Source organism: Tessaracoccus rhinocerotis (assembly GCF_007197885.1).
GTDB classification, from domain to species: Bacteria; Actinomycetota; Actinomycetes; order Propionibacteriales; family Propionibacteriaceae; genus Arachnia; species Arachnia rhinocerotis.
On sequence record NZ_VKKG01000006.1, the window covers coordinates 116,217 to 138,655 of the forward strand.

Annotated in this window: 21 protein-coding genes, 1 pseudogene and 1 riboswitch; of the genes and pseudogenes, 14 read left to right on the plus strand and 8 right to left on the minus strand. The window is 69.6% G+C overall.

What is annotated here, in order from left to right; all coding sequences use genetic code 11:
- Positions 1 to 39: 39 nt before the first annotated feature.
- Positions 40 to 489: an Hsp20/alpha crystallin family protein gene (locus tag FOJ82_RS13865; RefSeq protein WP_143939088.1), complete on the plus strand. Its 450-nt coding sequence runs from the start codon at positions 40 to 42 to the stop codon at positions 487 to 489.
- 66 nt (positions 490 to 555) lie between these two features.
- Here the strand turns inward: FOJ82_RS13865 and FOJ82_RS13870 are convergent, their stop codons facing one another.
- Together FOJ82_RS13870 and FOJ82_RS13875 are read right to left on the minus strand one after the other, a co-directional pair.
- Positions 556 to 2,007, minus strand: coding sequence for a TIGR01777 family oxidoreductase (locus tag FOJ82_RS13870; protein WP_143939089.1), 1,452 nt, complete (start codon positions 2,005 to 2,007; stop codon positions 556 to 558).
- Positions 2,008 to 2,030: 23 nt separating this feature from the next.
- Entirely contained in the window at positions 2,031 to 3,758 is a 1,728-nt protein-coding gene (locus FOJ82_RS13875; RefSeq protein WP_143939090.1) for a glycerol-3-phosphate dehydrogenase/oxidase, read from the minus strand.
- 126 nt (positions 3,759 to 3,884) lie between these two features.
- Here FOJ82_RS13875 and FOJ82_RS13880 point away from each other — a divergent pair, with 126 nt between their 5' ends.
- The 13 genes from FOJ82_RS13880 (at position 3,885) to FOJ82_RS13940 (ending at position 16,309) form a co-directional block, all read left to right on the plus strand.
- Positions 3,885 to 4,856: a sugar-binding transcriptional regulator gene (locus tag FOJ82_RS13880; protein ID WP_143939091.1), complete on the plus strand. Its 972-nt coding sequence runs from the start codon at positions 3,885 to 3,887 to the stop codon at positions 4,854 to 4,856.
- Positions 4,857 to 4,924: 68 nt separating this feature from the next.
- Entirely contained in the window at positions 4,925 to 5,875 is a 951-nt protein-coding gene (locus tag FOJ82_RS13885) for an enoyl-CoA hydratase/isomerase family protein (protein WP_143939092.1), read from the plus strand.
- A 119-nt stretch (positions 5,876 to 5,994) separates the two neighbouring features.
- Positions 5,995 to 6,933, plus strand: a complete 939-nt coding sequence (gene trxB / locus FOJ82_RS13890; RefSeq protein ID WP_143939093.1) for a thioredoxin-disulfide reductase — start codon at positions 5,995 to 5,997, stop codon at positions 6,931 to 6,933.
- A 69-nt stretch (positions 6,934 to 7,002) separates the two neighbouring features.
- Positions 7,003 to 7,323, plus strand: coding sequence for a thioredoxin (gene trxA, locus FOJ82_RS13895; protein WP_143939094.1), 321 nt, complete (start codon positions 7,003 to 7,005; stop codon positions 7,321 to 7,323).
- 2 nt (positions 7,324 to 7,325) lie between these two features.
- Positions 7,326 to 8,096, plus strand: coding sequence for a hypothetical protein (locus FOJ82_RS13900; protein ID WP_143939095.1), 771 nt, complete (start codon positions 7,326 to 7,328; stop codon positions 8,094 to 8,096).
- A gap of 60 nt (positions 8,097 to 8,156) precedes the next feature.
- Entirely contained in the window at positions 8,157 to 9,464 is a 1,308-nt protein-coding gene (locus tag FOJ82_RS13905; RefSeq protein WP_143939096.1) for an aminotransferase-like domain-containing protein, read from the plus strand.
- Between the two features lie 17 nt (positions 9,465 to 9,481).
- Positions 9,482 to 10,417: a D-alanine--D-alanine ligase family protein gene (locus FOJ82_RS13910; protein ID WP_143939097.1), complete on the plus strand. Its 936-nt coding sequence runs from the start codon at positions 9,482 to 9,484 to the stop codon at positions 10,415 to 10,417.
- Position 10,418: 1 nt separating this feature from the next.
- The gene (locus tag FOJ82_RS13915; RefSeq protein WP_143939098.1) at positions 10,419 to 11,201 is read left to right on the plus strand and encodes an SURF1 family cytochrome oxidase biogenesis protein; all 783 of its coding nucleotides are present in this window, start codon (positions 10,419 to 10,421) and stop codon (positions 11,199 to 11,201) included.
- Positions 11,202 to 11,242: 41 nt separating this feature from the next.
- Positions 11,243 to 11,767: a UDP-N-acetylmuramate dehydrogenase gene (locus FOJ82_RS13920; protein ID WP_143939099.1), complete on the plus strand. Its 525-nt coding sequence runs from the start codon at positions 11,243 to 11,245 to the stop codon at positions 11,765 to 11,767.
- Between the two features lie 64 nt (positions 11,768 to 11,831).
- Positions 11,832 to 11,930, plus strand: a riboswitch (TPP riboswitch).
- Positions 11,921 to 13,555, plus strand: coding sequence for a bifunctional hydroxymethylpyrimidine kinase/phosphomethylpyrimidine kinase (locus FOJ82_RS13925; RefSeq protein ID WP_221933173.1), 1,635 nt, complete (start codon positions 11,921 to 11,923; stop codon positions 13,553 to 13,555). It overlaps the preceding riboswitch by 10 nt.
- Positions 13,552 to 14,907: an MFS transporter gene (locus FOJ82_RS13930; protein WP_246099897.1), complete on the plus strand. Its 1,356-nt coding sequence runs from the start codon at positions 13,552 to 13,554 to the stop codon at positions 14,905 to 14,907. The genes FOJ82_RS13925 and FOJ82_RS13930 overlap by 4 nt, the downstream gene beginning before the upstream one ends.
- Positions 14,907 to 15,671 (plus strand): hydroxyethylthiazole kinase, encoded by a 765-nt coding sequence (gene thiM / locus FOJ82_RS13935; protein ID WP_143939100.1) that lies wholly within the window; start codon positions 14,907 to 14,909, stop codon positions 15,669 to 15,671. Before FOJ82_RS13930 ends, thiM begins: the two co-directional genes overlap by 1 nt.
- Positions 15,668 to 16,309 carry a thiamine phosphate synthase gene (locus FOJ82_RS13940; protein WP_185975809.1) on the plus strand — a complete coding sequence of 214 codons (642 nt, stop codon included), beginning with the start codon at positions 15,668 to 15,670 and terminating at the stop codon, positions 16,307 to 16,309. Before thiM ends, FOJ82_RS13940 begins: the two co-directional genes overlap by 4 nt.
- On the opposite strand, the pseudogene FOJ82_RS13945 reads toward FOJ82_RS13940, so the two are convergent.
- The 6 genes and pseudogenes from FOJ82_RS13945 to FOJ82_RS13970 all read right to left on the minus strand — a co-directional run.
- A pseudogene (locus tag FOJ82_RS13945) lies at positions 16,306 to 16,686 on the minus strand (DUF3817 domain-containing protein); the annotation flags it as partial. The gene FOJ82_RS13940 and the pseudogene FOJ82_RS13945 sit on opposite strands and share 4 nt — an antisense overlap.
- Before the next feature lie 86 nt (positions 16,687 to 16,772).
- Positions 16,773 to 17,675: a ParB/RepB/Spo0J family partition protein gene (locus FOJ82_RS13950; RefSeq protein ID WP_425472506.1), complete on the minus strand. Its 903-nt coding sequence runs from the start codon at positions 17,673 to 17,675 to the stop codon at positions 16,773 to 16,775.
- Positions 17,672 to 18,679 (minus strand): ParA family protein, encoded by a 1,008-nt coding sequence (locus FOJ82_RS13955; protein ID WP_143939103.1) that lies wholly within the window; start codon positions 18,677 to 18,679, stop codon positions 17,672 to 17,674. Before FOJ82_RS13955 ends, FOJ82_RS13950 begins: the two co-directional genes overlap by 4 nt.
- 360 nt (positions 18,680 to 19,039) lie before the next feature.
- Positions 19,040 to 21,067 carry a glycoside hydrolase family 3 protein gene (locus FOJ82_RS13960; protein WP_143939104.1) on the minus strand — a complete coding sequence of 676 codons (2,028 nt, stop codon included), beginning with the start codon at positions 21,065 to 21,067 and terminating at the stop codon, positions 19,040 to 19,042.
- Between the two features lie 200 nt (positions 21,068 to 21,267).
- A complete protein-coding gene (rsmG, locus tag FOJ82_RS13965; protein ID WP_143939105.1) occupies positions 21,268 to 21,921 on the minus strand; it encodes a 16S rRNA (guanine(527)-N(7))-methyltransferase RsmG in 654 nt (217 codons plus the stop codon).
- Positions 21,918 to 22,409 (minus strand): Jag family protein, encoded by a 492-nt coding sequence (locus FOJ82_RS13970; protein WP_143939106.1) that lies wholly within the window; start codon positions 22,407 to 22,409, stop codon positions 21,918 to 21,920. Before FOJ82_RS13970 ends, rsmG begins: the two co-directional genes overlap by 4 nt.
- Positions 22,410 to 22,439 lie beyond the last annotated feature (30 nt).

Consider the following 22,439-nt stretch of genomic DNA (forward strand, 5'->3'; position numbering starts at 1 on the left):
AGCTCAACCACTGCTACAGCTACCAGAGAGGAATCAGAAATGGCACGCAGCTTCGATCCGTTCCGCGACATGGAGCGCCTCTTCGGTGAGGCCACCCGCACCAGCCAGCCGGGCCTGGCAATGGACCTGTACCGCACCGGCGACCACTTCGTCGCCGCGTTCGACCTGCCCGGCGTGGACCCGCAGTCGATCGACATCGACATCGACGACCGCACGCTCACCGTCCGCGCCGAGCGCAAGAACGGAAGCCTCGGTGAGGACGGCAAGTGGCTCGTCCGCGAGCGCCCCTCCGGCACCGTCGCTCGCCAGCTCTCGCTGGGCCGAGGGATCGACTCCGCCGGCATCAGCGCGGACTACCGCGACGGCGTCCTTGAGCTCACCATTCCGGTGGCCGAGGAGTCCAAGCCGCGCAAGATCGCGGTCCAGCACTCCGGGGGCAACCGGGAGATCGCTCCCGAGGTGATCGAGGGCGAGTCCGAGGAGGGCTGACCCCGCACCCGTGTCGCAGACCGAGGCCCCGACTCAGCACGAGTCGGGGCCGCGGTGCGTCCGGGATCAATCCTCCCGTCCCAGCACGTGGCGCAACTGGTCCTCCAGGCGGGCGTGGCGGAACCGGTACCCGCCCTGCTGCAACGCCGTCGGCGCCACCCGCTGGTCCGCCTCGGCCAGCTCCTTGGCCCCCTGGGAGCCGAGCAGCAGCCGCGGCCCGAATCCGGGCACGGCCAGGAGCGAGGGCCGGTGCAGCACGCGGCCCAGCACGGAGGCGTACTCGCGCGCGGTGACCGGTTCCGGGGCGACGGCGTTGACCGCGCCCTCGTAGCTCGCGTCGAGCACCGCGGTGGCATGGATGCCGGCCATGTCGTCGATGCCGACCCAGCTCTGCCACGCCTCGCCGCCCAGCGGTCCGCCGACACCCATGAGGTAGAGCGGTAGGAACCTCGCCAGCACGCCAGAGTCAGGGGTTTGCACCAGTCCGGTGCGCACGTTGACCACCCGCACCCCCGCCTCGCGGGCAGGGCGGCAGGCAGCCTCCCAGGCAGTGCAGACGTCGGCGAGGAAGTCGTCGCCGGGAGGTGCGTCCTCGGACAGCGGCCGCGGCTCCTCCCCCCGCGCACGCTCGCCGGAGTGCGGCTGGGCCCCGTAGAACCCGATCGCCGATGCGGAAACCAGCGTCCGGGCCACACCGTCGCCTGCGAGCTGCGCTAGCGCCCTGGCGATGGTCCCGGTGCCGGAGGTGCGGCTGGCCAGGATCCGCCTCCTGTTCGCGGCGGTGAACCGGCCGCCGATCGGGTGGCCCGCGAGGTGCACGACTGCGTCGCAGCCAGCCAGCCGGTCCAGGTCCACCAGACCTGCGGGGTCCCACGAAATCTCGTCGTCGCCCCTTGCCGGTCGGCGGACCAGGGTCAGCACGCGGTGTCCACCGCCCTCGAGCAGCGCGGTCACCTGGCGGCCGATGGTGCCGTTGGCCCCGCTGAGCGCCACCGTGCTGGGCGGGGCGCCGAGGGACTGGTGGAACGAGAGGTCAGCCAGCAGTTGGCGCTCGCGGTAGGCGAAGATGCGGTGCAGCTCGGCCAGGATGCGTCGCTCGGTGAACTCGTTGGCGAGCAGGCGCGGGAGCTCGAACGAGACGTGGTCGGTCATGGTGGTGCCGGCGCCGTCGTCGTCGAAGGTGCGTTCGTGCACCCATGACCGCATCGGGCCGGACTCCATCACGTCGGCGAACGCCCGGCCCGGGATGTTCTCGACGTGACGGGCCACCCACCGCAGTTCGGCGCGGGGCAGTCGGCTCGACAGCGACGCCAGCGCGGCCGCCATCAGCCCGAGCGAGCCCGGCGCTCCGATCCCCAGTTCGGCCGTGGCGCCCGGTTGGATGCCGTTCGACGACTCCCGCCGCACGCTGCCGCCGAACGGCGGTGACAACCGGACGAGCGCGCCCGGGCGGGTGAACCACTCGAAGACGCGCTCGCGGTCGAAGGGCAGGGGCGTCCGGTACTCGAAATCAGCCATGCCCCATCCTCACAGAGGATGGCTCAGTACAGGGCGCCCCCCTCGAGGATCTCCGGTGCGGCCAGCCGCGCGGCGGCGGCGTCGGCGTCGGTGGACTTCTCCTCCGCGGCCAGCTCGGCGTCGATCCGCGCGAGGTACTTGGCCTTCTCGTCGGCGAGGGTGGCCTCGTCCCAGCCCAGTACGTCGGCGGCGATCGCGGCCACCTCGTCGACGGCGGAGCGGCCCCTGTCCCGGGACTCGGAGTTGAGGCGGACGCGCGCCACCAGGATGTCCTCGAGGTGCATGGCACCCTCGACGGCGCAGGCCCGGTGGACCTCGGCCCGCAGGAAGCGGGGCGCGGCCGCAAGGGGCTCGCCCAGGGACGGGTCGGCGTCGATGTCGGCCAGCAGGTCGGTCACCTCGGAGCCGTAGCGGGACAAGAGGTGCTGCATCCGGTCGGAGTCGAAACCGTACCTGGCCCCGAGGTGCTCGGACTGGTTCCGCACGGCGTCGAGACCGGCGGCACCGAGCAGCGGGAGGCTCTTGGTGATGGAGGGCTGCCGCTTTGCTGCGTTCTTGCCGAGGGCGAAGTCGACGGCGTCCTCGGCCATCACGCGGTAGGTGGTGAGCTTGCCCCCGGCGATGGCGACCATGCCGGGCGCCACCTCGGTCACGGTGTGCTCGCGCGAGACCTTCGTGGACTTCGACTCGTCCAGGACGGCGGGCTGCAGCAGCGGCCGCAGGCCGGCGTAGGTGCCGATGATGTCGTCGCGGGTGATGGGTTCGGCCAACACCTCGTTGGCGTGGTCCAGGAGGTAGTCGATGTCCGCGCTGGTGGGTACGGGGTGCTGGAGTTCCTCGTGCCAGGCCGTGTCGGTGGTGCCGATCACCCAGTAGTACTGCCACGGGATGATGAACAGGACGGACTTCTCGGTGCGCAGGAACATTCCGGAGCTGGCCTTGATCCGCTCGCGCGGCAGGACGATGTGGATGCCCTTCGAGGCCAGCACGCGCAGGCCGCCCGAACCGCCGGCGAGCGCCTGCGTCTTCTCGGTCCACACCCCGGTGGCGTTGATGACGTGCTTGGCGCGGATCTCGACCTCGCGGCCCGTCTCGAGGTCGGTCACCTTGGCGCCGGTGACGCGACCGTCGGCGTCGCGCGGGACGGCGGTGACGCGGGTGCGGCTGGCCGCGACGGCGCCGAGCGACACGGCGGTGCGGATGAGGGTGATCACCAGGCGGGCGTCGTCGACGCGCGCGTCGTAGAACTCGATGGCGCCGATGAGGGCCTTCGGGCTGATGTCGGGGAACCGCTTGAGCGCTCCGGCCTTGCTGAGGTGGCGCTGGAACGGCACCGTCTTCTTGCCGGCGCCGAGCACGGCCAGGGCGTCGTAGAGGCCGACGCCGAGGGCGGAGTAGGCGCGCTCGATGACGCGCTGTTTCAGCGGCCACAGGAACGGCTGGGCCTCCACCAGGTGGGGGGCGATGGTGGTGAGCAGGGCACCCCGCTCGGTGAGCGCCTCGGCGACGAGCTTGAAGTCGAGGTTGTAGAGGTAGCGCAGGCCGCCGTGCACCAGCCGGGAGGATCGCGATGACGTGCCGGAGGCCCAGTCCTGGGCCTCGACGACGGCGGTGCGCAGCCCTCGGGCGGCCGCGTCTAGTGCAATTCCGGCGCCGGTGACTCCGCCTCCGATCACGAGGACGTCGAACTCCTCGTTACCGAGGGCTTCGACGGCCTCGGCGCGTTGCTGGGGGGACAACTGCTGGGACATGGTTCTCCTTCGAATCGGCCTGTCCCCACATTCCCCTGTGCTGCACGTAGTTGCAAGGTGGCTGCACGTTCGTGCAGTTGACCGCTAGACTGGCGCAACAAACCGGCGTCGCCAACGGAGGCTCCCTTGCGTCGAAACAATGACACGCTGCTCAAGGTGGCGCGGATGTACCACGTCCAGGCGGAGACGATGGAGGCCATCGCCAACCAGCTCGGTGTCTCCCGCTCCACCGTTTCCCGCCTGCTCAAGGATGCCCGCGACCGGGGCCTGGTGCGCGTCAGCATCGTCGACCCGGACCGCCCTGCGACCCGCATCTCCGAGCTGTTCGAACGGTTCTTCCACGTCCAGGCGCACCTGGTGAACGTGCGCAACGGCGCCAGCAGCGTGTTCCGGCTCGAGCAGGTGGCCCGCGTGGCGGCCCGGCTGCTGGACGAGATCGTCCGCAACGACGACACCGTCGGCATCGCCTGGGGCACGACGACGGCGGCGATGGCGGCACAGCTGCGCCCGCGGGACCTCAGCGGGGTGACCATCGTCGGCCTCAACGGCGGGGCCAACCAGAGCACCACCGGCCTGCCCTACGTCGGCAGCATCCTGCAGCGGTTCGCCACCGCCTTCAACGCCGACGAGCAGCTGTTCCCGCTGCCGGCGTTCTTCGACGACCCGTCCACCCGACAGGCGATGTGGGCCGAGCGCAGCACCCAGCACATGCTCGCGGTCCGGGCCCGCACCCGCGTGGCGGTGTTCGGGGTCGGCGGCCTCGGTTCGGAACTGCAGTCCCACGTCTACGCGGCCAACTACCTGAGCGCAGGGGACCTGGGCGAGCTGAAGTCCAGCAACGTCGTCGGTGACGTCTGCACCGTGATGCTGCGCGAGGACGGCTCCTGGCGCGACGTCGCCTTCAACGAGCGCGCCACCGGGATGACCCCCGACGAACTGCGACGCATCCCGAAGCGGATCTGCGTGGTCAGCGGTGCCAGCAAGGCACCTGCAGTCCTCGGCGCCCTGCGCGCCGGTGTGGCGACGGACCTGGTGATCGACGACGAGACCGCGCGAGTGGTCCTGCGCCGGATGCGGCCGGGGCTGCGTCTGGAGTGAGGCGCCGGAAGAACCTTCTGACTGGGACAGCAACCGTTTGCAGCCGCCGCGGGCCTAGGCTGTGCCCCATGTCTGAACTGATCCGGACGTCCGTCACCGACGGGCTGGCCCGCCTCACGCTGAATCGGCCGCGCGCCATCAACGCCCTCAACCTCGAGATGCTGCAGTCCATGGTGGCCGCGCTCACGGGCTGGACCCAGCGCCAGCACCACGTCGGCGAGGCCGAACCCCCCGAGGTGTCGGCCGTCGAGTTCACCGGCGAGGGCGAACGCGGCTTCAGCGCCGGCGCCGACGTCCGGGAACTGCTGTCCCTCCTCCAGTCCGACGGCGGCTGGCTCCAGTTCCTTGAACTCGAGTACGCACTGGACGGACTGGTGCACAGCTACCCCAAGCCCACCCGGTCCGTGATGACCGGGATCACGATGGGCGGCGGACTGGGCTTCGCCTCCAAGGCCACCACCCGCGTCGTCGACAACAGCACGCTGATGGCCATGCCGGAGACCAAGATCGGCTTCTACCCCGACGCCGGGGTGATGTACCACCTGTCCCGCGCGGGCGGCGTCGGCACCCACGTGGCCCTGACGTCGGCACAGTTCAACGGCGGCGACGCCATCCGGCTCGGGCTGGCCGACGAGTCCCTCGACCCCGACCTGCCCACTCCACTGTTCGACGCGGCCGGCGAGTGGATCGACGAGTGCTACGCCGGCGACGACGTGGTGGCCATCGCCGAGCGTCTGGAGAACCACGAGCACCCCGACGCGAGGCAGGCGGCCCGCGACCTGCGGGCGCGCAGTCCCTTCGCGGTCACCGTCGCGCTGCGGGCACTGCGCCGCGCCCAGACGCTGGACATCCCCGAGGTGCTGACCCAGGACCTTCGGCTCGCCGAGGGCGTCCTGCCCGTCGACTTCGCCGAGGGCGTGGAGTCCGTGATCGTCCGCAAGGACAACGCACCGAAGTGGCGGCACGCCAGCCTCGAGGACGTCCCCGCCGGACTGGTGGACGAGGTCTTCTCCTACTGATCCCCAGACAGGTCCGGCCACGACTACGCCCTGCGCGAAGCCACCGGGCCAGTGTCGGAGCACGTGGGACTGGCGCATAGGATGGGTGCCATCCGACCTCTACCCCATCAGGAGCATGCATGTCCGACGAGATCCACGACCTCATCATCATCGGATCCGGACCGGCCGGCTACACCGCAGCCATCTATGCAGCCCGCGCCGCGCTGAAGCCCGTCGTCTTCGAGGGCTCCTTCGACGCCGGCGGTGCCCTGATGAACACCACCGAGGTCGAGAACTTCCCCGGTTTCGCCGAGGGCATCATGGGTCCGGCGCTGATGGATGAGATGCGCAAGCAGGCGCTCCGCTTCGGCGCCGAGATCATCACCGACGACGCCACCGCGCTGGACCTCACCGGTGACGTGAAGCTCGTCACGGACTCCGACGACAAGGTCTGGCGGGCCCACGCAGTCATCCTGGCAATGGGGTCGGGCTACCGGAAGCTGGGCATCCCCGACGAGGATCGCCTCTCCGGTCGGGGCGTGTCCTGGTGCGCCACCTGCGACGGCGCGTTCTTCCGCGACAAGCCGATCGCTGTCGTCGGGGGCGGTGACTCCGCGATGGAGGAGGCCACCTTCCTCAGCCGCTTCGGGTCCAGCGTCGCGGTGATCCACCGTCGTGACGAACTGCGCGCCTCCGCAATCATGGCCGCGCGCGCGGAGAAGGATCCCAAGATCAGCTTCGAGTGGAACTCGGCCGTCTCCGCCATCAACGGCGAGAAGTCGGTGGAGTCGCTCACCCTGACCGACACCATCACCGGCGAGGAGCGGGAGTTTCCCGTGAACGGCCTGTTCATCGCCATCGGACACGAGCCGCGCTCCGAGCTGGTCGCCGGACAGGTGGACCTCGACGGCGAGGGCTACGTCCTCACCAAGCAGGGCTCCACCGCGACCAACCTGCGCGGCGTGTTCGCCTGCGGCGACCTCGTGGACCACACCTACCGGCAGGCCATCACGGCCGCCGGCAGCGGCTGTTCCGCGGCGCTGGACGCCGAGAAGTTCCTCGCGGCGCTGGGCGACTGATTCCAACCACCGGACTAGAATGGTCCCTCACGCCCCCTTGCGGGGGATGACCCAAGGAAGGCCGAAAACATGGCAGTGACCGACGTGACCACCTCCACGTTCCCCGCCGAGGTACTCGAAGCGGACAAGCTCGTGGTCGTCGACTACTGGGCGGACTGGTGCGGGCCGTGCAAGCAGCTGTCGCCCATCGTCGAGGAACTCTCCAACACCTACGCCGGCCAGGTGAAGTTCGTGAAGGTCGACACCTCGGCCGAGACCACACTGGCGGCCGACCGCGGCATCCTCAGCCTGCCCACCCTCGAGTTCATCAAGGGCGGCGAGATCGTCCAGTCGATCTCCGGCGGCAAGTCGAAGAATGCGCTCAAGAAGGTCATCGAAGAGCACCTCTGATCGTGTCCACTCCCCGCGACCCCTTCGGGAGCGACCACTACGAACCCCAGCCGGTTCCGCGTCGCTCGGCGGAATCGGCCCCTTCGGCCGCCTCCACCAGTTCCGCGCCCACGGCGACCTCGGCAGCCTCCGCCGTCGAGCCCATCGAGGTGAGTGGCACGCCCGAGGGGACCCCTGAGCCCAGCGGCTCCTGGCGCAAGGTGACGAAGGCCCCGGCGGCCGTCAGCGACACCGCCCCCGTCGAGGACGCCGGCCTGCCCGACGCACCGCCCCCGATCCCCACCTGGGTGAAGTGGACCGGCCTCGGAGCCGTGGCAATCCTGCTCCTGCTCGCGCTCTGGCTCGGGCTCTCTCTCGGGGGGACGCCGCCGTCGGTGTCCGAGTCCCCCTCACCGACCGTCTCCGAGGCCGGGTGGCCCGTGGAGGCACCCCAGGTGGTGGGAGATCTGGTGCGCGGGGAGGACAACCGCTCCGAGGACCCCGCCATCCCGGAGCGCGTCATCGCCACGGCCGATTACTCGGACGGGACCAACCGGGTGGCCCTGGTGCTCTCCAGGCCCGAGGACGACCTGCGAACCTACCTGGCGGACGCCGGGATCTCGGGCGTCAGTGAGGTCGGCTCCTCGAGTTGCGGGACCTCGTCGGACACGGACTCCCCCGTGTGCGTGCGCATCGTGGACCGCACGGCGATCATGGTGGTGGGCCTGACCGAACAGTCGATCGAACAGCTCGCGGCAACCGTCGAGGAGTTCCGCGAGGTGCTCACTTCCTGACACGTTCCCGGCGGCCGCGGCGTCTGCGACGGCTAGCCCCCATGCGGCAGAGTGGAAACCATGACATCCGACGGACCAAGATTCGACACCCGGCTCGACCGGTTCGTCGACAACTACGCGAACCGGACCCGCGGCATGCGGGTGTCCGCCGTCAGGGCCCTGTTCGCCGTCGCGAACCGTCCGGAGATCGTCTCCCTCGCCGGCGGAATGCCAAACATCAAGGACCTCCCCCTCCCCGACATCGCCGACGACCTGGCGCAACTGGTCCGCGACAACGGGACGCAGATCATGCAGTACGGCTCGGGTCAGGGCGAGCCACGGATCCGGGAACAGATCCTTGACGTGATGGCCCTCGAGGGCATCGAGGCCAACGCGGACGACGTGCTGATCACGGCCGGCTCCCAGCAGGCACTCGACCTGGTCTCGCGCATCTTCCTGGATCCCGGCGACGTGGTGCTGGCCGAATCCCCCTCCTACGTGGGGGCGCTGGGCACGTTCCTCAGCTACGAGGCCGACGTCGTCCATGTCCCGAGCGACGAGTCCGGCCTGGACCCGCAGGCGCTGCACGAGACCGCGACCCGGCTGGAGGCCGACGACCGCCGCATCAAGTTCCTGTACACGATCCCCAACTACAACAACCCCTCCGGGCTCACCCAGCCGTGGGAGCGTCGGATCGAGGTGCTACGGGTGTGCGAGCAGCACGGGATCCTGGTGGTCGAGGACAACCCGTACGGCCTGCTCAGCCTCGACGCCGAGCCGATCCCCGCGATGCGCTCGGCAGGCGCCGACGTCATCTACCTCGGGTCGTTCTCGAAGACCTTCGCCCCCGGGTTCCGGGTGGGCTGGGCGCTCGCCCCCCACGCCATCCGCGAGAAGCTCGTGCTGGCGCAGGAGTCGGCCACGCTGTGCCCACCGGTGTTCAGCCAGTTCGCGATCAGCAACTACCTGGACAAGCAGGACTGGAAGGGCCAGATCGGCGTCTACCGCGACATGTACCGGGAGCGGCGCGACGCCATGCTGGCGGCCCTCGAGGACTTCATGCCACCCGGCTCCACCTGGACCCACCCCAAGGGCGGTTTCTTCGTGTGGGTGAGCATGCCAGAGGGTGTGGACTCGCAGTCGATGATGGCCCGCGGCGTCGACGCCCGGGTGGCGTTCGTCCCGGGCGGCGCCTTCTACGCCGACGGCCAGGGCGCGCGCAACGTCCGGCTCTCCTACTGCTTCCCCACCGTCGAGAACATCCGGATCGGGGTCGAGCGCTTCGCCGACGTCCTCGAGGGTGAACTCGACGTCCTGCGGACCTTCGGGGTCCACTCCCCCACCCCCCACCCGGGCCGCGTCGCCGGCCCCGGCCCGGATCTCTCCTGACAAGGACTGGTGCAACCATGACCATCATCGTGATCTCCGGCGGGCTGAGCCACGAGCGGGACGTCTCCATCCGGTCGGGTCGGCGCGTCTCGCAGGCGCTGCGGGACAAGGGCCACGACGTCGTAGAGAGCGACGTGAACGCGGACCTGGTGGCGCTGCTCGGATCCGTCGAGGATCCCGTCGTCATCCCCATGCTGCACGGCGGCCTCGGCGAGGACGGTGCGTTCAGCGAGGTCCTGGGGGTCCTCGGGGTGCCCTTCGTCGGCTCCCGTTCGGGGCCTGCACGCGCCACCTTCGACAAGTCGATCGCCACCACCGCCGTGCACGCCGCCGGCCTCGCCGCGCCCCGGCAGTTGGCGCTCCCCCACGACATCTTCCGGGAGCTCGGTGCGCAGTCGATCATGACCGCCATCGGCGAGCAGCTCGGCTACCCGCTGATGGTGAAGCCGTCGCGCTCCGGGTCCGCGCTGGGCGCGACCAAGGTCTCGTCGGCCGACGAACTTCCCGGCGCCCTCGTCGGCGCCTACGCCTACGGCCCGATGGCCGTCATCGAGCAGTTCATCACCGGCACCGAGGTGGCCGTCACCGTGCTGGAGGACGCCGACGGCCTGCGCGCGCTCCCCCCCGTGGAGATCCGCCCCAGTTCCGGCGTCTACGACTACGAGGCCCGCTACACCGCCGGTGCCACCCGGTTCGTCACCCCCGCGGAGCTCCCGACCGCTCAGCTGGAGGCGGCGAAGAACCTCGCTCTGGCCGCACACCGGGTCCTCGGGCTGCGCCACCTCTCCCGGACAGACATCATCGTCGACGGCGACGGCACGCCCTGGTTCATCGAGGGGAACGTGGCCCCGGGCATGACCGAGACCTCGCTGGCGCCCCTGGCGTTCGAGGCTGCAGGGCTGGACCTCGGCGACGTCTTCGCCGGGCTCGTCGCGCTCGCCGGGCGGGGTTGACGTGGGACTTCGCACGAAGCAGGCGATCGCCATCGTCGTCGGGGTGGTGGTTGCCATCGGCATGCTGCTCCTCGGCCTGTGGCAGATGTCCCGCTTCCAGTTGTCGATGGAGGATGTCGCCGCCGAGCGCGGGGCGATGCCGCCGGTCTCACTGTCCGAGAATGTCGCCGAGGACGGCACCATCGCCGACATCTACGGCCGGATCGTCACCCTCGAGGGCGGGTTCCGTCCCGACCACAACTTGCTGGTCGGTACCGAGTGGCCGATGCGATCGGTCGTGGCCTTCGAGATGACCGACGGCAGGACCGTCGCGGTCGTGGTGGGCACTGCCGACCGCGGTGCCACGCTGCCGGAGGAGTTGCTGGAGGTGTCGAGGCTCGAGGGCGTTTTCCTGGGGGGTGACGCCTCCGGGGACGGCGAGACGGTCCCGTCGGACGCCCCCGAGGGCTCGCTGCCCACGCTCCGGTTGCAGTCGATGGTCCAGACCTGGCCCCAGCCGATGATCCAGGGCTACGTCACCGTCGCCGAGTCCTTCTCCGCCGAGTACGGCCTCGGCCGGGCCGACGCGCTCCTGCCGGAGGGCCAGGGGACGGCCATGCACCAGGGCTATGCGATGCAGTGGTGGGTGTTCGCAGGCGCGGCCATCGCGTTCAGCATCTTCGTCGCCCGCGGCTTCGCGAAGGACGAGGAGAAGAAGAGGGCCCGTGCCGAGCGGCGCCTCGCCGCGCAGGCCGCTGCCACCGACGTCGATGCCGAGAGCGCAAGCGAGTTCACCGGTCAGTGAAACGGCTTGACTCCACGCACGCCCGGGCGTGGAATGGCGGCATGGCCATCCCCCAGTTCAAGAACGTGATCACCGGAATCGACGTGGACTTCACCGGATGCTCGGTGGACGACCTGGCCGTGACCTGCGGCGTCGGCATCACCGCCGCCGGCCAGGAGGCCTGGGACGACGTCGTTGCCCGGGCCGTGGCGGAGGACCTCGTAGGGATCGAGGCCCTCTCCGGCATCCCGGGAACCGTCGCGGACGCCACACGGGACAACGCCTCGGCCCACGGCCAGTCGGTTTCCGACTCCGTCGCCTCCGTGCGCACCTGGGACCACCTCGGCGACCAGCAGAAGACCTTCCCCGCCGTCGACTGCGAGTTCGGGGACGGCACCTCCCGCTTCCAGGAGAGGCTGCCGGACGGGCGGCCGCGCTACGAGGTCCTGGAGGTGAAGCTGCTGGTCAGGCAGGGTGACCTGACGCAGCCACTCATCGACGGTGCACTGGCAGAGGGCCTGGGGGCGCAGCCGGGTGCCCGGGTTCCCCTGGCACGGGTCCGGGAGCACCTGCTCGACCCGTCCTGACCCACCGGTCCTGGCCCACATGTTGGGCAGTCACCCCAGCACGGTTGGCCCTGGGCAATACTGGCACCTGGACACGGGGTGCGTCGCTTCTCATGACGCTGAGATCAAACCCGTGGAACCTGATCTAGCTCGTACTAGCGAAGGGATGTCCCAGTGGCTTCGCCCTACCCTGCCCTCCTGCCCCGTGTGCTCTCGATCGCCGGCACCGACCCCTCCGGGGGCGCCGGCACCGCGGCAGACATGAAATCGATCATCGCCGCCGGCGGCTACGCCATGACAGCCGTCACGGCGATCGTCGCCCAGAACACCCACGGCGTGCGCGAGATCCACAGCCCGCCGGCGTCGTTCCTCGCCGCCCAGCTGCGCGCCGTCAGCGACGACGTGGAGGTGGACGCCGTCAAGACGGGGATGCTCGGCACCCTGCCCGCCATCGAGGCGGTCAGCGCCTGGCTCGACGCGAACCCGCCGTCGATCCTGGTGGTGGACCCCGTCATGGTCTCGACCAGCGGCCACCGCCTCCTCGCCCCCGAGGCCGAGGCGGCCATGGTGGAGTTCTGCCGCCGCGCGACCGTCGTCACCCCGAACATCCCGGAGCTGGCACGCCTGTGTGACCGGCCCCCCGCGACCACGCGGAGACAGGCGGTCGAGCAGGCCACCGTCTGGGCCCGGCAGTCGGGCGTCGCCGTGGTGGTCAAGACCGGTCACCTCACCGGATCCAGCGTCACCAACACCTGGGTGGGCCCAGACGGCCCCCTGTTCTCCACCGCCGGCAGCCGCGTTGAGACCACCAACACCCATGGCACCGGCTGCTCCCTCGCGGCCGCGCTGGCGACCCGGCTCGCTCGCGGCGACTCGCCGGCGGCAGCGCTGGTCTGGACGACGACGTGGCTGCACGAGGCCGTCGCGCATGGGCACCGCCTGGCCGTCGGTTCCGGCAACGGACCAGTCGACCACTCGCGCCGCTCACGCCGCCTCCAGGCGGCCGGAGCCGCCGACCCCTGGCTAGATGCCGAGTCCGCGGTACCGGCGCTCGAATCAGCGGAGGAGCTCCTGCGGATGGTGCCCGCCGAGGACCCCGCCGCCGCGACGCCGGGCGCCGCCGTGCCGCCCGCCGGACCCTGGACCCGAGCGCTGTGGCGGGCCGGGCGGGCCAGCACGGCCGCCATCGCGGACTGCGACTTCGTCCGGGCGCTGCACGCCGGGAGCCTGCCGAGGGAGGCGTTCGAGTTCTACCTCGCACAGGACGCGCGCTACCTCGGCCGCTACTCCCGGGCACTGGCCGCGCTCGACACCGACTCGGCGCCCGCAGGTGCTCGCACGTTCTGGGCGGGGAGCGCGCGTCGCGCGCTCGCCGTCGAGGCCGAGATGCACCGCACCCTGCTCGGGGGCCGGGTGGCGGCATCGATGAGCCCGGTCACGCGCAGCTACACCGACTTCCTACTGGCGGCGAGCTTCGCGGAGCCCTACGCAGTGGGCGCCGCCGCGGTGCTGCCGTGTTTCTGGCTGTACGCGCAGACCGGCTCCGGGGCGCCGGAGGTCGCCACCGACCACCCATACGCAGAATGGTTGGCCACCTACCGGGACCCGGCCTTCCGGGGATCGGTCCGCGAAGCGGTCGGCCACGTCGAGGACGCGATGGCCGCGGCCACGCCGTCGGTACGGGCAGAGGCCGCCCGCGCCTACCTGCTCGCGTGCAGGCACGAGCTGGAGTTCTTCGAGCAGGCGCTGCGGCTGGAACAGGTCGGACCCGCACCGGAGCTGACCACGGCGATCGCGGTGGCATCGTGAGCGCCCCGGTCACGGAGGTCACCCCGGCCGGCACCATTCCACCTGAGGGACGCTCTGCCCTGAGGGCGGGGGTGGTGGGCAACTGGATCGACAACATCCACGTCTTCCTGCCCCTGACTGCGCTCGCCCCCGCGATGTTCGTGCTCGCCGGACCAGCGGCCGCAGCGTCGACGGGCGCACTCATCGTGGTCGCCATGCTGCTCGGGCGCCCCATCGGAGGCATCGTCTTCGGGCGGATCTCCGATCGCCTCGGGCGCACCAGGACCACCCGGATCGCGATCGCCGGAACCGCCGCGTGCGCACTCCTGATCGCGGCCGTCCCCACCCACGACGTGTTGGGTCCCGCGAGCATCGGCCTCATCCTCGCACTGCGCTTCCTCGGCGGGATCTTCGTCGCCGGCGAGTACTCGGCCGCCATCCCGCTGGCGATGGAGTGGTCCGAGCCGCGGCGTCGGGGCCTGATGAGCGGGCTCATCCTCTCGATGGCACCGTGGGCGCAGGCGACCATCGCGTTCGGTGTGGCGGTGCTGCTGCTGGCCCTCGGGCCCGACGCCTACGCGGCCTGGGGCTGGCGCCTGCTGTTCGTCGTCGGCGCTCTGCTGTCGCTGGGCATGCTGGTCTACTACCGGCGGCAGGTGGCCGACGCCCCGGTTTTCCACCGCCGCGCCCGCCACGTCGCGGCCGGGCCACGCGAAGGCCTGCGGGCCCTCATGGCCGGCCGGTGGAGCGGCGCCTTCTGGCAGGTGTTCCTGTTGATGACGGGACTGTGGCTGCTGACCAACAGCACCGTGCTGTTGCTCACGGCCAGGCTGGCCACCGATGCAGGCCTGCCTGCAACGGAGGTCTCGCTCGTGATGGGGGCCGCCTCCGTCGCGCAGGCCGTGGTGATGGCGGTGGCGGGGCACCTCTCCTCGCTGATCGGTCGCCGTCGGGTGTTCGTGATCTGGGGCCTGGCCGCCGCGCTGCTGGGTCCCGTCGTCTGCTGGCAGGCGATCTCGTCGACCACCCTGCTGCGGGCAGCGGTGCTGGCGGCCCTGCTGCAGGTGATCACGGTGTGCGCCTACGGCCCCGTCTCCGCGTACCTCTCGGAGCGGTTCCCGACGGAGGTCCGCTCCACCGGATACGGCACCGCCTACTCCCTGTCCCTCGTGCTGCCTGCCCTCTACCCCTTCTACCTGCCGTGGGTCGAGACGCTGGTTGGGCGGACCTGGGACGTGATGCTGATGGTTGCCGTCGGGGGAATCCTCCTCACCCTGGGTGCGGCGATCGGCCCGCGCCTGTCCCGCGACGAGGTCGACGCTGACATCGACGAGGTGGCCGAGGCCGTCTCGGGCTCGCGCAGGGAGGGCTGATGACCAACACCGACGTGCTGGCCGTGGTGTCAGCGGTGCGCAGTCGGCAACCACTGGTGCACTGCATCACGGCAACGGTTTCCATGGGAATCGTCGCTGACGGGCTGCTCGCCGCCGGGGCCCGGCCGATGATGACGGAGACGGTGCACGAGGCGCCCGCCGTCACCGGGTTGGCCGACGCGCTCCTGGTGAACCTGGGCACGTTGAGCACGGATGCCATGGAGGGGATCCCCGCCACCGTGGCCGCGGCGGTGCGCGATGCCAGGCCGTGGGTGCTGGACCCGACGGCCATCGGAACCGCCCCGGTTCGCACTCCACTGGCGCGCAGCCTGCTGAGGTCCCGCCCGAGCGTCGTGAGGGGCAACGCCTCCGAGGTCCTCGCCCTGGCCGGCACCGGCACCGGGGGTCGCGGCGCGGACTCCACCGCCGGGTCGTTGGCCGCGGAGGATGCCGCAATTCAGGTGGCACAGGAGACCGGCGGCGTCGTCGCGGTCTCCGGGGAGGTCGACCTCGTGGTGGACACCGAGGGCCGCGCCATGGTTTCGCACGGCACTCCCCTGCTCACACGGGTGACGGGCACCGGATGCCTGCTCGGGGCCCTGACCGCAGCGTGCGCGTCAGTGGTGATCGGACGGCCCCGGCTGGCGGCCGTGGCGGCGTCGACATGGCTCGGCGTCGCCGGAGAGTTGGCCGCGGCCCGAGCCCACGGACCGGGGACGTTCCGGGTGCAACTGCTCGACGCCCTGGACGAGGTGCTCCGGTGAGACCGGACCTGCGCTGCTACCTGGTCACCTCAGGCACCGACCGAGCCACCGTCGAAACCGCTGCAGCGGCGGCTCGGGCGGGCGCAGGGATCGTCCAGGTGCGCGCCAAGGACGCAACGACCGCCCAGCTCCTGGAACTGGTGGTGGCCATCGCCGACGCGGTGCGGGCGGCGGCACCGTCGGCGCGGGTCGTGGTGAACGACCGGGCCGACGTGGCATTCGCGGCGAGGTCGCTCGGGGCCGCCGTGCACGGGGTGCACCTCGGCCAGGACGACCTCCCGGTGCCGCAGGCGCGGGCACTGCTGGGTCCGGACGCGCTGATCGGCCTCACCACCGGCACGCTCGACCTGGTTGTCTCAGCCCAACGATGGGCGCCGATGGTCGACTACCTGGGAGCCGGCCCGTTCAGGCCGACGCCGACCAAGGACTCGGGCCGGGCTCCACTGGGCGTGGCCGGCTACCGGGTACTCACCGCCGCCAGCGCGCTACCGGTGGTGGCCATCGGGGGGATCACTCCCCCGGACGTGGAGGCGCTGGCCGGCACCGGCGTGGCCGGGGTTGCGGTGGTCCGGGCGATCATGGACTCGGGCGATCCCGGCCAGGTGGTGCGCGGCGTGCTGCGCGCGTTCGCCCGCTAGTCCTGCGGCAACTCCGCCAGTCTGCGGCGCACGTCCTTGGTGGCGTGGTGCTCGGCGACGAACGACAGGAACGGGACGGTCCCGGCCGCCATGATGGCGAGCACCCACTTGATGGACCAGCCCACGCGTCGGCTCAGGTCGTAGGCGGTGATCAGCAGGATCATGTAGAGCCAACCGTGAGGGACACCCGTCCAGGTGACCACCGCGCCGTTGTCCCAGATGTACTTCAGCGGCAGCCCGACGCACACCAGCACAACGAGCAGCACTCCTACGACGTAGGCCATCACCCGATAGCGCAGCAGCGCTCCCTTGATGCCCGGGACGTCCTCGGGCTCGATTCCAGGGTCGAGGTCCATGGGTTCGGTATCCGCGTCAGCCACGTAACCATCCTATCTGCGCGCAACGGGCGCTGCCGTTTTACCTCTTTGTCGACATACCGCTACAGCGCTATATCGTTTGGCCGTTAGATCGTTCGATTGTCGATCACGGCGAGGATCCTGTCCAGGTCCTCGCCTGAGGCGAACTCGATGGTGATCTTCCCCTTGTTGCGGCCGATGTTGACCTTGACGCGGGTGTCGAAGTGGTCGGAGAGATTCCGCGAGATGTTGGCCTCCCGCTCAGAGGGTTGCCTGAGTCCACGACGAACGGGGGTCTTCGGCCCCTGTCCCCCACCCATGGCCACGATCTCCTCGGTGCTGCGCACCGACAGCCCTTCGGCGATGATCCTATCGGCGAGGAGCTCCTGGGAGCGTGCGTCCCCCAGCCCGAGCAGTGCTCTGGCGTGTCCGGCGGACAGCACTCCTGCCGCCACCTTGGACTGGACCTTCGCAGGCAGGTTCAGCAGGCGCAGGGTGTTGGACACCTGCGGACGACTGCGATGGATGCGCCTGGCGAGCTCCTCCTTGGTGCAGTCGAAGTCCTCGAGCAGCTGCTTGTAGGCGTGGGCCTCTTCCAGTGGGTTCAGGTTGGCCCGGTGGAGATTCTCCAGCAGCGCGTCGCGCAGGAGGTCTTGGTCGTCGGTTCCACGCACGATTGCAGGGATCCTATCCCGCTCCGCCAGTTGGCTGGCCCTGAAGCGACGCTCCCCCATCACCAGTTCGAAGGCGTTACGGCCGACTTCACGTAGAACGACGGGTTGTAGCACGCCGAACTCGCGCACGGAGGCCGCCAGTTCTGCGAGGTCGTCCTCGTCGAAGTTGGTTCGTGGCTGCCGCGGGTTCGGGACGATCTGTCCGAGCGGTACCTCTGCGAAGTACGACCCGTCCTCCAACGGCTTGGACGGCTTGCCTGTCGCCACCTCCTCGTCAGTGCGAGCGAAGAGGTCTCCCAGACCCTTGCCCAGTCCTGAGTGCTTGGCTGCCATCATCGCGCTCCTTCGGTTCGTGCTGCATTTGCGATCTCCTGCGCGGCCAGGGTGTACGCGACGGAGCCGGGGGACTTGGGCTGGTACGTCAGTACAGTCTGTCCGAAGCTCGGTGCCTCCGCGACTCGGACCGAACGGGGGATTGGCGCGTCCAGGGTTTGCTCGGGGAAGTGGTTACGGACTTCACGTGCAACCTCCTGCGACAAGTTGTTGCGACCGTCATACATGGTGAGGATGACGGTGGAGAGCTCAAGTTCGTCGTTCAGGTTTCCCTTGACCTTGTTGATGGTTCGCATCAGTTGGGACACCCCTTCGAGGGCGTAGTACTCGCACTGGATCGGGATCAGGATCTCCGTGGCCGCGACCAGCGCGTTGAGGGTCAGCAGGCCGAGGGAGGGCGGGCAGTCGAAGAAGACATAGTCCACGTCCGAGGCCTCGATGTACTTGGCGAGCGCGCGCTTCATGCGGGACTCGCGCCCATGTTCGGTCACCAGCTCCAACTCAGCAGAGGCGAGGTCGATGGTCGCCGGGAGCACGTGCAGGTTTGGTGTGTGGGGGGAGCGCTGCACGAGATCGATGATGCTCGCCCCGTCGAGGAGGACTTCGTAGGTTCCCTCGACCCCTTGCGAATGCTCGACGCCGAGCGCGGTGGCCGCGTTTCCCTGTGGGTCGGTGTCCACCACGAGCACATTGAGTCCGCCGAAGGCCAAGGCTGTCGCGATGTTCACCGTGGTAGTCGTCTTGCCGACCCCGCCCTTTTGATTGGCCACCACGAAGACCCGAGGCTCGGCCGGGCGGGGGAGGGTGAGTTCCGGCGCCTCCGGCTCGTACTCCATGCCGTACTCGTCGTCGGTGTCCCAGTCGTCGTCCGCCCTGTCGAAGGCGGCGCGCTTGGGTCCCTGGGGGAGTTTGATCGCCGTTCCACGTGAAACGTTCTCGTGCTTCTTCCAGATCTCAGCAGGTTGGGTCTTTGGCGTCTTCGCCTTCTTGCGGAAGAACAGGGCCATAGGGGAGTCTCCTCTCGAGCGCTGCGCCAACTCTAGTGTGAGGCAATGAGACACACCCAATCGGAGGACGATTTAGGGGCTTCTGCCCGCCAACGAATACAAGGACCGACCAGGGCGACGCGTTTCACGTGAAACGCGGTCATCGACCACGGCCAGCACAGACCAAGGACAGCACCCTTGGGCAGGCGTGCGGGCCACCGACCTGCGGAAGCGCCGGCCGGCCACCCACCCGTGGCAGCAGCTTGTGCGGAACACCCCGCACGCGAGGGCAAGAAACTGGGGCCGCCCCGAAGGAGCGGCCCCAGCAGCCAATTGTCGATATAGCTCTTAGTAGCTAGATCGCTCTACGGTTTTGTGTCTTCATCGTCGTCCCGGCTTCTCAAAGGTATGGTTCCATTCTGTCTCGGACCCATCGACCACGTAGTAGCCGTCCGCCGCGGTGGCGGTGATGGTGACGGTTCCCTTCGCCGGGTACCGCTTCGCCTTGGCCAGCTTGCCGTCGACCCAGTACTCGACACCCGTCACGGACGGAATCGTGTAGAAATCGTTGGAACGGTTCAGCTGGTCGTCGAACACCGGTTCCTCGGGGACCACCGGGGTCTCGTACGAGAGCCCGAAGCCCAGCTCGAGCAGCGTGCCCGACCCATCGGCAGTGGGCACGTCCACAGGCAGGCGACCACTCGGGTTCACGAGGCCAGCAATAGCGCGCGCGCCTGCCAGGTGGTTCGGAACTCCCCACCCGTAGATGTTGAGCACCGCGTCGGCGTCGGGCATCACGTTGATGTCGTACGGGTTCCTGGTTGCCACCACGATGACGGGGGTGCCCGTCGCCGCCAGTTCCGCCACCATCTGCTGCTGCGCCGCGTTGCCCGACGCATTGTAAGACGCGAATACAACGGCATCGTGGGAGTACGCCTTGCCCACGGCACGGGTCCGGTACGCGGCGCTCGGGGAACCACCGTTCTCGTAGTCCTCGGTGACGCTGAATCCGAGGTTGGCGAGCATCGGGCCCATCCGCTCGGGCCAGGCACTGCCTGCACCGACCATGAGGACGCTGTCCTCGGCCGGGTCCAGTGGGAGAACCCGACCCTCGTTGCGAAGCAGGGTCACCGAACGGTCGGCGATCTCTGCCGCAGTGGCGAGGTGCTCATCGTTGCCGACCACGTCCAGCACGGAGTCCACGGGAACGGACGGGTCGTCCTCCGCCACTCCACGCTCGAGCTTCCACTCGAGAATTCTGGTGACCGACTCCTCGAGCCGATCCCGCGTGATGTCGCCGTCGGCCACGGCGTCGAGGACACCGTCCAGTGACGCCTGCACGTTCGGCGAGTTCAGCAGGATGTCGGAGCCGGCCTGGATGGCGAGGACCGCGATCTGGCCGTCATCGAGCGGATTGTCGGGCAGCTGCTTCAGGGCCGCCATGTCAAGCGCGTCGGTGGTGATCACCCCGTCGAAGCCCAATTCCTCCCGAAGGAGGTCGGTGAGCACGGCGTGGGAGAGCGTTCCGGGCATTTCCGGATCGATGGCCTCCACGATCACGTGCGCGGTCATGACCATGTCCACGCCCGCGTCGATCGCGTCCTGGAACGGCGCGAGGTGCCGGTCCAGCGTCTCGCGCGGGTAGGTGACGATCGGGAGCCCTGTGTGCGAGTCCGTGACCGTGTCACCGTGCCCGGGGAAGTGCTTGGCCGCGGCGCCGACGTTCTGGCTCTGCAGTCCCAGTATCTGTGCCACACCGAGCTCTCCGACAGCGTCAGGGTCGGAACCCATGGACCGCACGCCGATCACGGGATTGGCAGGATTGGTGTTGATGTCAACCACGGGAGCGAAGTCGACGTTGACGCCCACGGCGGCCAGCTCGGATCCGAGCACCTCGCCCTGGGCGCGGGCCAGGTCAGCGTCGAAGGTGGCCCCGAGCGCCATGTTCCCCGGCAGGACCGTTGCCGGCGCGCCCATCCGCGCGACGATGCCACCCTCCTGGTCGATGGTCACGGCCAACGGGATGCCGGAGCCGTCGTCACCGGTCGAGGCTGCCTGCAGCCCGTTCGAGAGCGCTGCCGTCCCCTCCGGGTTGCTGGTCACCACGGGATTCGACCAGGCGAAGTACAGCACGCCGCCGAGGTCGAACTTCTCCACCACCTGCGCGGGGGTGTCGACGCCGTAGCGTGCCTGGTTGCTGGCGGCCATGGACGTGTCGTCCGCCGAGTTGCCGTAGACGTGGGTCCAGGTCATCTGACCCACCAACTGCTCCACGGACATCGCGTCGACCACTTCCGCGATCCCGTCCGGGGACGAGGGGGGCGGAGTGTCCGCGACGGCGGGCGAGATCCCCGCGAACACGAGTCCTGCTGCCAATACGTGTGCGGCGCCCAGTCTGGCGCCCGTCATCTTCCGGAGCAAAGTCTTCCTCCTAGTTCGGGGGCGCAGCCCTGCGCCCCGCCTTGACGTTCCGGTGGCACGGAAGCGGACCCTGTGGGCCCCGGACCGGCCACCTCGCTCACACTACGTCGTGGAGAGGGCTTGCGCAGGAGGGTGGAGCAACGAGAGTTGTTTCACTCCGAAACGGTCCGACGCCGGCTTGTCGGGACTCAGGCGCGGGTGACGCGGATGGCCCTGGTGCCCTCCACGTCGGCCGCCGCGCGTATCTCGAGGACCTCGGCGCGCAGCTTCGCGTGCTTCATCCAGTTGGCCGCCTCCGAAACCTCGCGCTCCGCGCTCTGGCCCTTCAGCGCGAGCAGTTCGCCGTTGGGGAGGAACAGGGGAGTGGTCCAGCGCAGCAGCTTGTCCAGCGAGGCCACGGCGCGGCAGACCACCACGTCGAACACGTCGTCGGAGTCCTCGGCGCGGATCCGGTCGACCCGGACGCGGTCCTCGAGGCCGAGCTCCTCGATGGTCTCGTTCAGGAAGGTCGCTCGGCGCAGCAACGGTTCCACGAGTGTGAACCTGAGGTCAGGCCGGGTGATCGCGAGCGGGATGCCGGGCAGACCGGCGCCGGAGCCGACGTCCGCGACGTCGGACCCGAGCGGCAGCACGTCCACCAGCGCCAGGGAGTTCGAGACGTGGCGGCTCCACAACTTGTCGCCCTCGCGGGGACCGAGCAGGCCCCACTCGATACCCTTCGTGGCCAGGACGGCCACGTAGGCGTCGAGTTGGTCCGCCGCCTCCGGGAACCGCTCGACGAGGGCGCTGCGGGCAGCGGCCTCGTCGGGGTTCTGTTCGGTGACGGGTACGGAATCGTTCACTTGGAGACGATGACGCGACGGGCCGGGGGCTCGCCCTCGGACTCACTGACGAGCCCGGCGGCGGCGACCTCGTCGTGGACGATCTTGCGCTCATAGGCGTTCAGCGGGGCCATCCGGACCGGCTCGCCCGACTCCAGGACCTCCGCGATGGCGTCCTTGGCGATGGCGACCAGCTCGACGCGGCGCTTCTCGCGGTACCCGGCGACGTCGAGGGTCAGCCGCGAACGGTTGCCGGTCTCGGTCATGACGACGAGGCGGCTCAGTTCCTGCAGCGCCTCGAGCACCTCGCCGTTGGCGCCGACGAGGCGGTCGTCGTCGGTGTCGATGGCCACGTGGGCGCGGCCGCCGGCGACGGAGTTCTCGATGTCACCGTCGAGATCGGCGATGTCCAGCAGTTCCTCGAGGTAGTCGGCGACGAGGTCACCCTCGCTCAACAGCACGTCCTGCGCGGACGGCTTCTTCTCCTCGGTGGAGGTGTTCTCAGTCATCGGTTCCCAGTTCTCTAGATTCCGCGTGGT

What these genes read in the sequence shown, in the direction of transcription:
- FOJ82_RS13865 (WP_143939088.1), top strand. Translation starts at nt 40, where the DNA reads ATGGCACGCAGCTTCGATCCGTTCCGCGACATGGAGCGCCTCTTCGGT.
- FOJ82_RS13870 (WP_143939089.1), bottom strand. Translation starts at nt 2,007, where the DNA reads ATGGCTGATTTCGAGTACCGGACGCCCCTGCCCTTCGACCGCGAGCGC.
- FOJ82_RS13875 (WP_143939090.1), bottom strand. Translation starts at nt 3,758, where the DNA reads ATGTCCCAGCAGTTGTCCCCCCAGCAACGCGCCGAGGCCGTCGAAGCC.
- FOJ82_RS13885 (WP_143939092.1), top strand. Translation starts at nt 4,925, where the DNA reads ATGTCTGAACTGATCCGGACGTCCGTCACCGACGGGCTGGCCCGCCTC.
- trxB (WP_143939093.1), top strand. Translation starts at nt 5,995, where the DNA reads ATGTCCGACGAGATCCACGACCTCATCATCATCGGATCCGGACCGGCC.
- trxA (WP_143939094.1), top strand. Translation starts at nt 7,003, where the DNA reads ATGGCAGTGACCGACGTGACCACCTCCACGTTCCCCGCCGAGGTACTC.
- FOJ82_RS13905 (WP_143939096.1), top strand. Translation starts at nt 8,157, where the DNA reads ATGACATCCGACGGACCAAGATTCGACACCCGGCTCGACCGGTTCGTC.
- FOJ82_RS13910 (WP_143939097.1), top strand. Translation starts at nt 9,482, where the DNA reads ATGACCATCATCGTGATCTCCGGCGGGCTGAGCCACGAGCGGGACGTC.
- FOJ82_RS13920 (WP_143939099.1), top strand. Translation starts at nt 11,243, where the DNA reads ATGGCCATCCCCCAGTTCAAGAACGTGATCACCGGAATCGACGTGGAC.
- thiM (WP_143939100.1), top strand. Translation starts at nt 14,907, where the DNA reads ATGACCAACACCGACGTGCTGGCCGTGGTGTCAGCGGTGCGCAGTCGG.
- FOJ82_RS13950 (WP_425472506.1), bottom strand. Translation starts at nt 17,675, where the DNA reads ATGATGGCAGCCAAGCACTCAGGACTGGGCAAGGGTCTGGGAGACCTC.
- FOJ82_RS13955 (WP_143939103.1), bottom strand. Translation starts at nt 18,679, where the DNA reads ATGGCCCTGTTCTTCCGCAAGAAGGCGAAGACGCCAAAGACCCAACCT.
- FOJ82_RS13960 (WP_143939104.1), bottom strand. Translation starts at nt 21,067, where the DNA reads ATGACGGGCGCCAGACTGGGCGCCGCACACGTATTGGCAGCAGGACTC.
- FOJ82_RS13970 (WP_143939106.1), bottom strand. Translation starts at nt 22,409, where the DNA reads ATGACTGAGAACACCTCCACCGAGGAGAAGAAGCCGTCCGCGCAGGAC.